Below are 13,807 nucleotides of genomic sequence, written 5' to 3' on the forward strand. Positions count from 1 at the left end.
CGCCACAGGCGAAAGCCAGCGGAAAGCCGACGTTCGCTACGGTGGGCATCGGGTGTTGGTGGGCGGGACCTTGAGCTTGTCCAGGTAGTCGGCGACGAGCCGGTTGACGCAGGTGTTGCGGCCGACTGCGCCATGGCCTTGGCCTTCCCAGGTGAGCAACTCGGCGTTGCCCAGGCTGGTGGCCATCGCGACGGCTCCGCTGTACGGCGTGGCGGGGTCGTGTCGGGTGCCGACGACAACGATCGGGTGTGTGGTCGCGGCGACGGGCGGCTGCAGGATGTGCCGCGGGGGCTGCCAGAACGTGCATCCGAACAGTTGCCACGATCCCCAAATCCCGAACAGCGGGAACTGCTTGGCGAACCGGGCCCCGGCCGCTTTGATCTCGGCCTCCGTCGGCCCGGGCGCGCTGTCGTTGCAGTTGATGACCAGTTGGGCGTCGTCCGCCCCGCCGCGGCCGGCGTCGGCCAGATCCCGCAGCGTGCCTGAGTCGCCGTCGGCGGCCTCGGCCAGGCCGTCGGCGAGATCCGGCCAGCGCGCGTCGTCGTACATCGAGGCAGCCACGGCGTCGAGGATGTCGACGCCGTACGTCGGTATGTCGTCACCTGGGCGACCGCTCGGGACGGGCGACTTCTGCGCCTCGCGCACCAGGTCGTCGACGAAGGTGCGCACGTTGCCGAGCCGGTCACAGCGATCCTGGGGCGCACACCAGGCCGTGAACTGATCGAAGGCGCGCTCGAAGCCGGCCAGCTGGCGTTCGACGGTCTCGATCCACGTCGTGCCGGGGTCGGTCGGGGCGTCGAGGACGGCCGCGCGCACCTTGTCCGGATGGAGTCGCGCGTACTCCGCCCCGAGTTTGGCGCCGTACGACCGGCCCAGGTAGGTCAGCGTGGGCTGGCCGAGACCTGAACGGATGCGGTCGATGTCGACGGCTGTCGCGGTGGTGTTGAACAGCGCCGCCTTGGAGCCCAGCGCCGCAGCGCACTCGTCAGTGATCCGGCGCATCACACCGGCGGCGTGGGCGTATCCGGTGTCGGTCAAGAGGTCAGGGAACGCCGGGGGCCCGGTGTCGGCGTGCTCGCAGCGGATGGGCGCTGAGTGCCCGACCCCGCGGGGATCGAAGCCGACCAGATCGAACCGGTCGAGTACGGCGTCCGGCAGCAGACCGGCCGCGACGACGGCGTAGTCCACTCCGGATTGGCCAGGACCGCCGGCGATCAGAAGCAACGGATCCTTGGTCGCACTGCCGCCGGATCGGTGTATCCGGATGAGCTGCACGGCGATCGTTCCGGCCTCTTGGTGAGCGGGGTCGAGGTCGACGTCCACGCCGCCACAGCGGAACTCGAGCCGGTCGTGCTGCTCGGCCGGAAGATTCGCCGCGCGCACGTCGGTCACGGCCGAGCAGTCCCCCCACTCGATGGACGTCGACTCATCCGCCGACGCACACGAGCACAGTCCCACCGCCGCAACCAACCCCACCACCGCACCCACCGGATGCACGCCATCAGTAGACACCCGCGTGGCACCGACGCACCAGGCCACGCCGTCCGCCATCCAGCCCGGTGGCACTCGGCGGGTCAGCGATCCCGGCGTACTCTGGCCCTGGATCGGCTAGGTACCAGGGGTTGCCGTGCGTCGTCAGGTTCTCGCTCGCCGGCTGGGGATCTGCCTCGGCGTGCTCTTCGTGGGCCTGGGGGTGGCGGAGACCGTGCGCGCCTTGGTGACTGGTGACGGCGGCTTGGCATTCTGGTTCGGGACGTTGGTCGGCGGAGGCACGCTGATCCTCCTCAGCACCGTCCGGCTGCAGGCCCGGCCCGGCCTGTCACTCGGCGCACTGATCATCGGCGCGTTGGCCGCCTCGGTGGCGACCGCCTGGACCGTCGTCCTGCCACTGCTCGCCCTCCTGCTCATCGTCCTGCGGCTGACGACCACGCCCGATCCCGAGCGCTCGCCCGAGCGTGGCGACGCGCGGCGAACTCGCGGGCGGTGGCGATGACGGGGATAGTCGACGGGTGGGATCGGTCAAGTACCTGCTGCTTCTGATACTCGGTGTGTCGGTGGCGGCGGGTGTTGTGCTGGCTGTGACGACGGGTGACTGGCGCTGGGCTGTGACCGGCGTACTGGCCGGCGCCATGCTGATCGCGCTGGTCGGAGGTGTCGCGGCGTTCCTGGATGTGGGCGATCCGGATGTGGGCCCGGTCTTCGTGCTCGTGCTGGTGGTGCTGTTCGTCCTCGGCCCGTTGACGGCGCTGATGCTCTGGCTCTGGACCGGCCATGCCGAATGGGCACTGGGTCTACTCCTGCCGGTCCTCGCCGTCATCGTGCTCGGCACGCTGAGCGGCTAGGCCGCTCAGCGCGCGTCGCGAACCGGGATGTCAGCGCTGGGTGAGGGATTGGGGGAAGTCGGTGATGATGCCGTCGACGCCGAGTTCGGCCATGCGGCGCATCGTGCCGGGCTCGTTGACGGTCCAGACGTTGATGTCCATGCCGAGCTGGTGAACCCGGTCGACGAGTGCCGCGTCGGTGACGGTCCACTGCGGGTTGACCTGGTCGGCCCAGGTGCTCAGCGCGACGAGTTCGGCCTCGGTCGGCCGGTCGGCGTCCAGGAGGCCGATCGGGATCCGTGGCAGCCGCTCCTTGAACGCCTTCGCGTCCTCCACCTCGAACGACTGCACCGCCAGCGCACCATCGGCGAGCGCCTCGTCGACGTACTCCGGATGCGCGTTCAGCTCGTCGGCGAAGTCGTCCACCAGGCCCTCGTAGTGGCCGCACGGGCTGATCTCGGCGAGCAGCCCGGTCTTGCCGTCGACGAGGTCGATGACGGTGCTGACGGGAATGATCCGCTCGCCGGCGAACTTGTCGTGGAACCAGGACCCGGCGTCCAGCGTCCGCAGTTCCGCCCAGGTGAAGTCCGAGACCCGGTACGACGGCCGGCCGGGGAAGCGCTCCTCGACGTCGGTGGTGCGCTGCAGCGTGCAGTCGTGGAAGTTCACCAGCTTGCCGTCCTTCGTCCGCTGGACGTCGATCTCGACGAAGTCGGCGCGCTGCTTGATCGCGGCCTTGACGGCCGCGGCGGTGTTCTCCGGCGCGACGCCGGACGAGCCGCGGTGGGCGATCACGTCGACGTCGTCGGTGGCGGCGACTGCGGTCGAGACACCCAGCGGCAGGGTGAGCAGAAGAGCGGCGGCGATGCGTGCGGTTCGCATGCGGTAGGTCTCCATTCGGCGGTGACGATCTCAGCCCGATCAGTCCTACCCGCTCGACGTGCCGATCCCACCTGCGATTGGTTGCCGTCAGGCGAACACTGGGCACGCCCCCGGCAGAATTGATCCCGGTATGTCCTGATCGGGTGGTTCGTGTTCGTCATGAGGGCAGAGCGGGACGGTCCCGCGGAGGAGCTGCGCGCGTTCATGGGCCGGGTGATCGCGCTGGAGGAGGACATGGACCGGGCCGGGGCTTTCGTGTTCGGTGGGGCGTTGCACGGGCAGGCGGTGGCGACGTTGGTCAGGGTGTTCGGCGACATCGGGCTCGCCGAGGACGCCGTACAGGATGCTTTCGTGACCGCGATGGATCGCTGGCCACGCGACGGTGTCCCGGACAACCCGGCCGGCTGGATCGTCGCCACCGCGCGGAACCGTGCGATCGACGTCGTACGGCGAAATCGACGTGGGCGCGAGCTGACCGAGCACATGGCGACGGAACGGGTCCGCACCGCGCCCGCTGACGGCGATCCTTTCGACCCGATGCGGGACGACCAGCTGCGGCGTTCCTGGTGATCGAGGACACGATGGTGAAGCGCCTGGTGCGGGCGAAGTACAAGATCAAGGCCGCGAACATCCCGTACCGGGTGCCGGGAGACGAGGACCTGCCGGCGCGGCTGGGAGCGGTGCTCTCCGTGCTGTACCTGCTGTACAACGCCGGCGCCGAGGCCTACACCCGCGCCGCCGAACTCGCCCGAACCGGCGCCACCAGGCAATTCCTCTTCAGCCAGAGCGAAAGCGCAGATCCCAGCTGAGCATGCGGACGCAGCTGTCGACTGAGGCTGGATTTCAGCTGCGGTGGTACGCCTTGTTGGCGATTCGCCATTCGGTGCCGGTTCTGACGAGCAGGAAGATGTCCTTGAAGGTGTCGGCGCCGTGCCACAAGGTCATCGACGCCGTGGCGACGGTGCCGTGCACGTCCACCGAGTCGATCCGTCGACGCCTGGTTGCCTCGTCGTACGCCGGCCCGCCGCTGAACTTCGCGCAGTACTCGTCGAGGTTCCACGACACGAACACGCCGTCGCGGACTCCCTCGACATGGGCGCTGGGCAGGAACGCGGCACGGAAATGCGACGGGTCGCCGGTCGCGTGGCCGCGGATGTAGCTTTCCAGCGGCGCCAGCACGCTCGCGTCGACCGGCGGGACGGTCGCGGCGAGCGCGATGTCGGCATCCGGGCCGGCCGGGCTCTCAGCGAGTTCGGCTGCGTACCGCAGCGGATGTTGGGACGCAGCGCTGAGGAGGTCCATGTCCTTGGCGAGCGCTCCGACCGTGAACTCGGCCGGTTTGGTTGCTCCTGTCAACAGGTCGCGCTTGCGCCCGACGATGCCGCCCAGCTGACCGAGCGCGAGAACGTCGAGCGCTTGCTGTCGTGAGAGGCCGAGTACGGCGGCTTGCTGCAGAGCCTCGCGGAGCGCCGAGACGGCTCCGGCCAGGCTGGTGTTGGCGATGAGCTTCAAGGCGGCCGCGGTGGCGGCATCGTCGACGTGATGGACCTCTCCCAGTGCCGCCAGAACCTCGTACGCCGGACCGGCCTGGCCGGCGGCAAGGATACGCAACGAGCCGCGCTCAACGGCTGGGACCGAGCCGAGGACGGGCGCGTGGACATAGCTGGACCTGAGGTTGACAGCCAACTCTGCCGCGTCCTGAGGAGCGATGGTGCTGATGTTGACGACGGCGGCACGGGCGGCGAGGGCCGGCTCGATCCGGGCTATCACGTCCCGGCAGGCGGTCCCGTCGTACAGGGCAAGGAGTACGACGTCCGCCTTGGCAACGGCCTCGAGCGGGTCGGTGACGACGGTGAAGTCCTGGGGCGTGGAAACCGGCGACCGGTTCCAGCCGGTCACCTGCCAGCCGTGGTCGGCCAGGCGTCGTGCGACGGCGGTGCCCATCCGGCCGAGTCCGAGGACGGCTGCGTGTGTCGATGATGCGGTCATGCGTTCCAGGCTCGGCGAATCCGAACTCATCCACAAGCGCAGGTTTCGCAGGTCTGCTCTGCGTAATCCGCATAATGGTGGCATGTCGTTGACTGCCTGGCAGACGTTCGTGGTCGTCGGCCGCCTCGGTTCGCTGTCCGCCGCCGCAGCCGCCCTGGGGTACACCCAGTCGGCGGTCTCGCGGCAGATCGCGACGTTGGAGGCGCTGGCCGGCGTACCGCTGATCGAGCGGCTTCCCCGAGGCGTGGCGCTGACGGCCGCGGGCGAGGCGTTCGGCATGCACGCATTGACCGTCGTGAACGCGGCTGATCGCGCGGTGCACGCTGCCCGCAGCGCGACCACCGGTTCTCAGCGGCCGCTGATCATCGGCGCGACCCCTTCGCTGGCGGCGAGCGTCGTGCCGGCCGCAGTACGTCGTCTGCTCGACGAGGGCGGGCCCCGTCCTTGGTCACTCGTCCCCGCGCTCACTCGCGAGCTGAGCGCACGGGTGGTGTCCGGTGAGATTGACCTCGCCGTCATCACCGACGCCCCGCCGGGGCTGCCGGACCAGCCGGAACTCCTCCTCGAGCCGCTCGGTTCCGACGAGATGATGGTCGTCGTCTCGACAAGTCACCGGCTGGCCCGCCGGAAACGTGTCCGCATCACGGACCTGGCCGACGATGTCTGGGTCGAGGACAACGACGGTTCCGCCGCCTTGCTGCGCAACCATGCGGCCCGGGCCGGCGTCAGCCTCACCATCGACTTCGCCGCGGCGGACCTGCTCGGCAAGACCGCGATGGCCGCCACGAACCACGCCGTCGCCCTCATCCCGGGATCCCTGGTGCCGGCGCTACGCCCGGACGTCACCGCTCTCCGTCTCCAGCACGCCCCGACCCGCGGAATCTACGCCCTGCTGTCCGCCCACGATCCCCATCCGGCAACCGCCGACCTCATCCGCCTTCTCCGCAAGCACTCCAGCTGACCATCAGCGGGCACTGACCTCCGCGGCCGAGGCGGCTACCCGCGTCGGTATGCCGTTGGGGTGGTTCGGGTCAGCCGCTTGAAGGCGGTGGCGAAGTACTGCGTGCTGGCGAAGCCGAGGGAGTGCGCGATCTCGGTGACCGGCAGCTCGGTTTCGATGAGCAAGGCGCGGGCGTGCTCGATCTTGCTGCGCAGTACGAACTCGCCCGGCGGCATGCCGAGCTCCTGGCGGAACTGTGCGTGCAGGCGGGCCGGTGACAGGCCCGCGGCTTGGCTGAGCATCGGTACGGTGATCGGCTCGCCGAGATGTTCGGCGACGTACTGCCGACTCCGCTCGACGACCGCCGACACCGGCCGCGCCTGATCGGCGGCGCTCGCCGTCACTGTCCGGACCAGGAACTGTCCCAGCGACATCGCCGCCTGCAGCAGGGCGAGTTCGGTCGGCGGGCCGGTGAGTTGCGCGATCGCGTCGTCGAGCAAGAACCGCGCGTCGGGGTGTGCTCGGAACTGCCGGCTCGGGATGCCGAGGAGCGCCCGGCTCAGCTGTCGCCGGCGGGCGCTGTCCAAGTAGAGCAGCGGCGAGTCGTCGACGCGGACGATCAGCCAGTACAGCACGCCCTTGTCCTCGGGCTCGCCGGCACTGTCGTGCTGCTCGCCCGGGAGGGTGACGAACTGGTCGCCGCCAGTGAGCTGATAGACCCGGTCGCCCAGCCGATAGCGCTGCCGGCCCCGGGCCAGGTAGCAGACCTCGACGCAGCCGGGGTGGGAGTGCGCGTCGAGTACGTCGTGCGCGTACGAGTACCGATAGCGGCCGAGTGTGACGACTCCGGGCGGGCCGGGATCCTGCAGTTCGATCCGGTCACTCATGTTCGATTTTCTCTCGCGTTCGATTCCGGACGCAATCAGTCGGAACCGTCCCTAGGGTCGTGGACATGCTCACACCAGACGACGTGGTCCGGTACCACGACCAGGGTTTCCTCGCGCTCGAGTCGTTCATCTCCGCCGAGGAGGTCGAGCGGATGCGCACGATCTACGACCGTCTTTTCGCCGAGCGGGCCGGGCGTTCGGCCGGTGATCAGTTCGACCTCGCCGGTGCGGACGACGAGGGGAGCGAGGCCAACCTCCCGCAGATCCTCAACCCGTCACGGTACGCGCCGGAGCTCCTGCGCAGCGAGACGCTCGATCGTGCGCAGGAGGTACTGGCCGAGCTGCTCGGTCCGGACGCGACGTTCGGCGGCGACCATGCGATCAACAAGCCGCCGCGGAATGGGGTCGAGACGCCCTGGCACCAGGACGAGGCGTACTGGAACCCGGGCATCAGCTACCACGCGCTGAGCATCTGGATTCCGTTGCAGGAGGCAACGGTTGACAACGGCTGCATGCATTTCGTCCCCGGCTCGCACCGCGGCGAGGTGGTCCCGCACCGGCCGATCGGCGGCGACCCACGGGTGCACGGCCTGGAAGTGGAGCCCGGATCGGTCGATGTCTCCACCGCCGTGGCGTGCCCGATCCCGGCGGGCGGAGCGACGATCCACGCAAGCCGGACCCTGCACTACACGTCCCCGAACCGATCCGCCGACCACCGGCGGGCGTACATCATCAGCGGCGGAACCCCGGAGGAACCGGCCGCCAAGCCGCGCGACTTCCCGTGGCAGGCCGCCCGGCGCACCGCTCGCGAAGAGCGAGCAGCTGAAGCATCGCGTGCGTCTTCGTCGGAGCGGCCGGTTCACCCGGAGGTGCGTTAGCGGACATCACCGGCCGGCTCCGGCGCCCCACACCGACTGACCGGAGCCCGCCGGCTCGCTGGTCACCAGTCCTTGTTGGGGACGAAGTACTCGCGGTCGTCCTTCATCAGTGCACCTCCTTTCCCGGATGTGGAACTCCGGCGAGTGTGGCAGTCCGTGCTTTCAGTCCGCTTTCACCGTCCAGGGCGGCTCGCGGTGACAGTGATCTGAAAGCGGGCGTCCGTACTGTCCGCGGTATGGCGAACCGTCCGACGATCCGGGAGGTCGTGGCCGTCGCGGAGTTCCGGGCGCTGTGGATCGCGCATGCGCAGTCCAGGCTCGGCGACCAGCTGGCGCGGGTCGCGATCGCCGTGCTCGTCTTCGACCGGACCGCCTCGGCGCTGCTCACCGCGGTCACCTACGCCCTGTCGTTCCTTCCGCCGCTGGTCAGCGCACCGCTGCTGACCGGGCTGGCGGACCGGTTCCCGCGACGCACGGTGATGGTGGTGACGGAGCTCGTTCGCGCAGCATTGACTGCGACGATGGCGATCCCCGGACTGCCGATCGCCGTGCTGATCGTCCTGCTGGTCGCCGTGGTCAGTCTGCAACCGCTGTACAGCGCTGCCCGCAACGCCTTGCTGCCCGACGTCCTCGAGGGCGACCGCTTCGTCGTCGGAGTTGGCCTGGCCAGTGCCACCGACAGCGTCGTCCAGGTGCTCGGCTTCGCGGTGGGTGGACTCCTCGTCAGCCTGACCGGATCGCACGTCGCGCTGGGGATCAACGCGGCAACCTTCCTGGTGTCCTCGACCATGATCCGCACCGGTCTGCGGCATCGCGACGTACCGGCAGGAGCAAGAAGAACAGTCGGCCGGTCGGTGTCCGCGGGAGTGCGACTGATCTGGACCGATCGTCGGTTACGCAGTCTGCTGGGTCTGTTGTACCTGTACGGGTTCTACCTCGCACCGGAGGGACTCGCCGCGCCGTACGCCGCCCAGGCAGGAGGAGGCGACGCAGCGGTCGGTCTACTGATGGCGGCCGATCCGGTAGGAGCGATGATCGGCTCGGTGCTGCTCAGCCGTTGGCTGCCGGCCCGGTGGCGTTCCCGATCACTGGGTCCACTGGCGGTCGCGTCCGCAGTGCCGCTGGCGGTCAGCGCCGTACTTCCGTCCGTACCTGGCGCAGTCGGGCTCTGGGTGCTGGTCGGCGTACTGTCCTCGTACACGATGCTCGCGCACGCGACCTTCGTGCGGTTGGTGCCCAACGACCAGCGCGGCCAGGTGGTCGGCTTGGCTTCAGCCGGCCTGCAGGCGGCACAAGGCCTCGGGGTCGCCGCGGCGGGCGTACTGGCCGACCTGACATCGCCCGCGACCGCCATCGCCCTGATGGGCGCCACCGGCGGCGCCCTAGCGATCCTGGCCGGCCACTCCTGGTCACGCACCCAGCGCCACGCCGACGCCAAAGAGCCAAACCAGTCTCCGCCGACACACTCATGAACAGCCACACCGCCACACCCGCGTCATCCTCCGTGGTGTGCAAATCGGTTTGTACTGGACGGCAGATTAGGCGACCGCCGGTCACAGGTGAACGGCCACTGGCTGGTGGCGGTTGTCCGGATGACGGTGGAGAGTTGTGTTCCGTGCGCGGCTTGTGATGGGGTGTTCGGCGGGTTCCCCGGCTGTCAAGGGGATGTTTCGGCTGTGAGGGGTTCCGGTCGGACCGTGGCCGGGGAACCCACCACAACGGCTGCAGTCCGATCTGAGGGACGCCGGCCAGTTGTTCGAACGGCAGCGGGACGGGGTCAACACACGAACGTTCGCATGTTCGTGGCCTCGGGTTTGTGTTTGCGTCACACGGACGCTGAAGCATCCGAGGCCGACCGCCCTCACTACACGGGAGATGCCGCATGCGTCACGCACGTTCTCTTCGGCCGTACATCGCGGGCCTCGCAGCGCTGGTTGTCGCTGCGGCGATCGGGCAGGCCGTGGTCGTTCCGGCCGCACGTGCTGCGCTGGACGAACCTGCGCGCAGCGCCTGCCGGAACACGGCCAGCGTGCCGGTGCGGACCGCTGCCGTGTTCAACGACCCGGTGGCCGGCACGCCGACGGCGGTCGTCGAGCGCATCTGCGCGCTGATCAAGCAGACCCCGGCCGGGGCGTCGATCGAGGTCGCGGAGTTCGTTGTGTCCGGTGACGCGGGTGCCGACTACGTGTCGGTGCTGCTGGATGCTTACCGGCGCGGTGTGGAGGTCCGCGTGGTGATCGACGGCTGGCAGGTCGCCAACCCGGCGGCATCCACGCTCGTCAACACCCTCGGCACCAACAAATCAGCCCGCTCCTGGGTGCACGTCTGCAGCCACCTGAGTCCCGAGGGGAACACGAGTTCCTGCCAGGGCACGAAGGGCATGCACAACAAGTTCTCCCTGTTCTCGTCGACCGGCGGTCGTGACCATGTCGTCGTACAGGCGTCCAACAACATCACCGACGTGAACTCGACCAGCTACTGGAACAACCTCGTCGTGCTGCCCGACAACCAGCGGCTGTTCGCTGGGTACAGCCGGTACTTCGACGACCTCGCCGCCGAGGTGCAGAACCCGGACTACGACACCACCGTGACCGGCGGCATGCGGGACGGCCGGGTGACCGCGCAGTTCTACCCGGTGGCCGACCGCGACCCGATCGCTCAGCGCCTCAACCGGATCGGCTGCCGCGCCGACGGCCGCACGCGAGTCGAGATCGGCCAGTCCGAATGGGACGCCACGCGGCTCGCGATCGTCGCCGAGCTCGCGCAGTTGCGAGCGGCCGGTTGCCAGGTTCGCGTCGTACACGGTCTGGCCGACCCCGAAGTCACCGAGGCCCTGGACGCAGCCGGCGTGGAGCGGCGGGTTCTGGATGGAGGTACGGCGTCCGGCCGCATCCACTCGAAGTACCTGGTAGTTACCGGTCCCGGCGCGCGGGGCTGGGTGATGACCGGCAGCCACAACTTCAACGCCACCTCACTACGCCGCAACGACGAAGCGATGGTCGAACTGTCCCACCCCGAAATCGTCGAGGCGTACGCCGCCAACTTCACCCGCCTGTGGACCGTCGCCTCGACCACCTGAGCCGTTCAACTGAGCGACCGGGGGCAACTACGCGCTCGGTGTCGGCACGTCGTTCCGGGTTCGTAGCAGGGCGGGCCGGTGTCCACCGTCCTTCGGCCAGTGGTGTGAGCCTGGCTTGCGCGCTTCGGTCACCAGGTGCTTGACGCTGGCGGCGCAGGAGTACTCCTTGAGTTTGCGCCCCATGAACCCGGTGAAGTACAACCGCTTCGCCCTGTCGTCCTTGTGAAGGAGCTGGAAGATTCCGGCACCGCGGCCGAAGCTGAAACACATGGCCTGGAACGCCAGGTCGATCGGCGCCGGTTGCGCATCCGCGATCCGCGCCAGGACTGTATCGGCGGCGTGCGCGCCCAGGCAGCCGGCGATGTAGGCACTCATCCGGAACGGCAGGTCCGACGGCGCCGACGCGTCGCCCGCCGCGACGATGCGGCTGCTGTCGCGGCTGGTCAGTGTCTCGTCGGTGAGCAGGCGCCCGGCGGCGTCGGTGCGCAACCCGCTGCGCGCTGCCAGATCGGGCACACCGAAACCTGCGGCCCAAATGGTGAGCTGACTCGCCAGGGTGCGACCGTCACCGAGTTCCACGGCTCCCGAACTCACCGCGGTGACGGACGCATCCGGACCCTCGATCACCTCGACGCCCAGATCGGCGAGGTACTTGCGGGCCGTGCGGCGAGCGCTGGGATGCAGGTACGGGCCGACGTCGCCGCCGCAGATCAGCCTGACGCTGCGACCCTGTTCCGCGAGTTCCGCAGAAGTCTCGATACCGACCGGACCGCCCCCGACGACTGTCACGGTGGCTGACCGGGGTATCTCGAGAAGCGCCGCCCGGAGCCGCTGCGCGGCCTCGAAAGTCGCGACCGGATAAGCGAACTCCGCTGCGCCTGGCACCTGCTGTCCGCCGCTGTGGCTGCCCACGGCGTAGACCAGGTAGTCGTAGCCGACGCTGCCACCGTCGGCGAGGGTCACGGTGCGCCCCACAGCGTCGATGTGGTTCGCGTTGTCGACCACCAGCTCGACGCCATCGGCGAGCACCTCCTGGTATTCGGCGACCGCATCGTGCGTCCCGCCCACCAGTTGGTGCAGTCGCAGTCGTGGCACGAAGACCTGCCGCGGATTGATCACGGTCACCTTCACGTCGTCACGCCGGCTCACACGGTTGGCCGCCATCACTCCGGCGTACCCACCGCCGACCACGACGACGTCGATGCTTCTGCTCATGGTGTCTCCTTCGATCTGCAGGGTCGAGAACAAGACACCGCACCGACGCGAACCGTCACACCTTCCGGGATGAATCACAGTTGCCCCGGTCAGGGGCGTGATCCATGTCACCAGCTGGGGCTGTGGGAATGCCAGGCCCGGCGGTGTCCTCTGCGCGATCAACTACGCCACCGGGAGTGCTCGTGAACCTCACCCTCTGGATCGTTGCCGGGCTGCTTGCCGCGCTTGCCCTGTTCAGCGGCGGCACCAAGGTCTTCTTGCCCAAGTCCAAGCTGGACGCATCGACGGATTGGACCGGGAGTGCGAGTGCCGGTTTCGTCCGAACGACCGGGGGATGGCCTAGGTCACAGGTGGTTGCTGTCAGCAATCGGGGGGCTGTTCCGCTCAAGTCATGAGAGCGGCAAGCGAACCGACAGGAGTAGCAGATGAAGCATCGAATCGTCGTGATCGGCGCCGGCTATGCCGGGGCGTACGTGGCCGGGAATCTGGCCCGCAGGTTGTCGCCGGCGGACGCCGAGATCACGGTGGTGAACGCGGTGCCGGAATTCGTGGAGCGGATGCGGCTGCACCAGTTGGCGACCGGCGGTGAGCTCGGGACCACGAAGCTGGCGGACGCGTTCGCTGGTACGGGAATACAGCTGCGCATAGCGCGCGTCACCGCCGTGGATCCCGAGCGGCAGACGGTCACCGTGGCCGACGCCGACGGCGGGGGCGAGGTCGGCTACGACACGCTTGTCTACGCGCTCGGAAGCCGAGTCGCGGACCGTGGCGTTCCCGGGGTTGCGGAGCTCGCGTCCGACGTCACCAGCCGGCCGTCGGCGCTGCGGCTGCGTGAGCGGCTGAACGGCCTGACGAGCGGGAACGTGGTGGTCGTGGGTGATGGGCTGACCGGCATCGAGGCGGCCGCCGAGATCGCCGAGTCCCGGCCCGGGTTATCGGTGACGCTGGTCGCCCGGGGCGAGTTGGGCGCGCGGCTGTCCGCCGGTGCCCGCGGTCACGTACGCCGGGCTTGTGATCGGCTCGGTGTCACTGTCGTGGAGCAGGCGAGCGTCGAGGCCGTAGAGGCGGCACGGGTCCTGTGCGCGGACGGCACTGTGCTGGCTGCCGACGTGACGGTGTGGGCGGCGGGGTTCGTGGTCGGGCCGATCGCCGCCGCGAGCGGTCTCGAGGTCACCGCGAACGGCCTGATCGTCGTCGATCGCAGCATGCGATCGGTGTCGCATCCGAACGTCTACGCGGTGGGGGACAGCGTCCATGCCATTGGCGACAACGGCCGGCCGTTGCCGATGTCGTGCGCCTCGGCCGGATTCACCGGTCGGCAGGCGATCGAGGCGGTGGTGGGACGGCTGACCGGCCGCCAGCCCGCGAAGGTGAAGCTGGTCTACACCTACAACTACATCACGCTGGGACGGCGGGACGGGATCCTGCAGACGATCGACGCCGAAGGACAGCCACGGCCGAAGTACCAGGGCGGCCGGCAGGCGGCGCTGGTCAAAGAGGGCATCAACAGAATCGCGCGGTGGACCATCTCGCACCCAACCTTCGGCCTGCCCAAACGCACGCGCCGCCTGGCTCCACGTGATCTTTCCGCCGAGAAGTTGCTCGCGTAGGTGCCT

The 13,807-nt window shown here is 68.9% G+C and carries 14 protein-coding genes; 9 read left to right on the forward strand and 5 right to left on the reverse strand.

Annotated elements, in window-relative coordinates:
- Positions 1-36: 36 nt before the first annotated feature.
- Positions 37-1,392 carry an alpha/beta hydrolase gene (locus tag ABN611_RS29995; RefSeq protein ID WP_350275614.1) on the reverse strand — a complete coding sequence of 452 codons (1,356 nt, stop codon included), beginning with the start codon at positions 1,390-1,392 and terminating at the stop codon, positions 37-39.
- 235 nt (positions 1,393-1,627) lie between these two features.
- Here ABN611_RS29995 and ABN611_RS30000 point away from each other — a divergent pair, with 235 nt between their 5' ends.
- Positions 1,628-1,993: a hypothetical protein gene (locus ABN611_RS30000; protein ID WP_350275615.1), complete on the forward strand. Its 366-nt coding sequence runs from the start codon at positions 1,628-1,630 to the stop codon at positions 1,991-1,993.
- Between the two features lie 16 nt (positions 1,994-2,009).
- Positions 2,010-2,342 (forward strand): hypothetical protein, encoded by a 333-nt coding sequence (locus tag ABN611_RS30005; RefSeq protein WP_350275616.1) that lies wholly within the window; start codon positions 2,010-2,012, stop codon positions 2,340-2,342.
- Between the two features lie 30 nt (positions 2,343-2,372).
- Here the strand turns inward: ABN611_RS30005 and ABN611_RS30010 are convergent, their stop codons facing one another.
- The gene (locus ABN611_RS30010; RefSeq protein WP_350275617.1) at positions 2,373-3,203 is read right to left on the reverse strand and encodes a glycerophosphodiester phosphodiesterase family protein; all 831 of its coding nucleotides are present in this window, start codon (positions 3,201-3,203) and stop codon (positions 2,373-2,375) included.
- 159 nt (positions 3,204-3,362) lie between these two features.
- Here ABN611_RS30010 and ABN611_RS30015 point away from each other — a divergent pair, with 159 nt between their 5' ends.
- Both ABN611_RS30015 and ABN611_RS30020 read left to right on the forward strand, forming a co-directional pair.
- Entirely contained in the window at positions 3,363-3,773 is a 411-nt protein-coding gene (locus ABN611_RS30015) for a sigma factor (RefSeq protein ID WP_350275618.1), read from the forward strand.
- An 11-nt stretch (positions 3,774-3,784) separates the two neighbouring features.
- A complete protein-coding gene (locus ABN611_RS30020; protein WP_350275619.1) occupies positions 3,785-4,012 on the forward strand; it encodes a hypothetical protein in 228 nt (75 codons plus the stop codon).
- Between the two features lie 34 nt (positions 4,013-4,046).
- Here the strand turns inward: ABN611_RS30020 and ABN611_RS30025 are convergent, their stop codons facing one another.
- Positions 4,047-5,192, reverse strand: a complete 1,146-nt coding sequence (locus ABN611_RS30025) for a nuclear transport factor 2 family protein (protein WP_350275620.1) — start codon at positions 5,190-5,192, stop codon at positions 4,047-4,049.
- Positions 5,193-5,274: 82 nt separating this feature from the next.
- On the opposite strand from ABN611_RS30025, the gene ABN611_RS30030 reads away from it, so the two are divergent.
- Positions 5,275-6,153, forward strand: coding sequence for a LysR family transcriptional regulator (locus ABN611_RS30030; RefSeq protein WP_350275621.1), 879 nt, complete (start codon positions 5,275-5,277; stop codon positions 6,151-6,153).
- 35 nt (positions 6,154-6,188) lie between these two features.
- On the opposite strand, the gene ABN611_RS30035 is transcribed toward ABN611_RS30030, so the two are convergent.
- A complete protein-coding gene (locus ABN611_RS30035; RefSeq protein WP_350275622.1) occupies positions 6,189-7,019 on the reverse strand; it encodes an AraC family transcriptional regulator in 831 nt (276 codons plus the stop codon).
- Positions 7,020-7,084: 65 nt separating this feature from the next.
- On the opposite strand from ABN611_RS30035, the gene ABN611_RS30040 reads away from it, so the two are divergent.
- The 3 genes from ABN611_RS30040 (at position 7,085) to ABN611_RS30050 (ending at position 10,976) form a co-directional block, all read left to right on the forward strand.
- Complete coding sequence (locus tag ABN611_RS30040; RefSeq protein ID WP_350275623.1) at positions 7,085-7,897, forward strand: phytanoyl-CoA dioxygenase family protein; 813 nt, start codon at positions 7,085-7,087, stop codon at positions 7,895-7,897.
- Positions 7,898-8,133: 236 nt separating this feature from the next.
- Complete coding sequence (locus ABN611_RS30045) at positions 8,134-9,369, forward strand: MFS transporter (RefSeq protein ID WP_350275624.1); 1,236 nt, start codon at positions 8,134-8,136, stop codon at positions 9,367-9,369.
- Between the two features lie 410 nt (positions 9,370-9,779).
- A complete protein-coding gene (locus ABN611_RS30050) occupies positions 9,780-10,976 on the forward strand; it encodes a phospholipase D-like domain-containing protein (protein WP_350275625.1) in 1,197 nt (398 codons plus the stop codon).
- Between the two features lie 27 nt (positions 10,977-11,003).
- Here ABN611_RS30050 and ABN611_RS30055 read toward each other — a convergent pair whose 3' ends face one another.
- Positions 11,004-12,353 carry an FAD-dependent oxidoreductase gene (locus tag ABN611_RS30055; protein ID WP_350275626.1) on the reverse strand — a complete coding sequence of 450 codons (1,350 nt, stop codon included), beginning with the start codon at positions 12,351-12,353 and terminating at the stop codon, positions 11,004-11,006.
- 263 nt (positions 12,354-12,616) lie between these two features.
- Between ABN611_RS30055 and ABN611_RS30060 the strand changes: the two genes are divergently transcribed.
- Positions 12,617-13,801, forward strand: coding sequence for an FAD-dependent oxidoreductase (locus tag ABN611_RS30060; RefSeq protein ID WP_350275627.1), 1,185 nt, complete (start codon positions 12,617-12,619; stop codon positions 13,799-13,801).
- The last annotated feature ends 6 nt before the right edge of the window (positions 13,802-13,807 follow it).

The sequence above is a fragment of the Kribbella sp. HUAS MG21 genome, from assembly GCF_040254265.1.
Taxonomy (GTDB): Bacteria; Actinomycetota; Actinomycetes; order Propionibacteriales; family Kribbellaceae; genus Kribbella.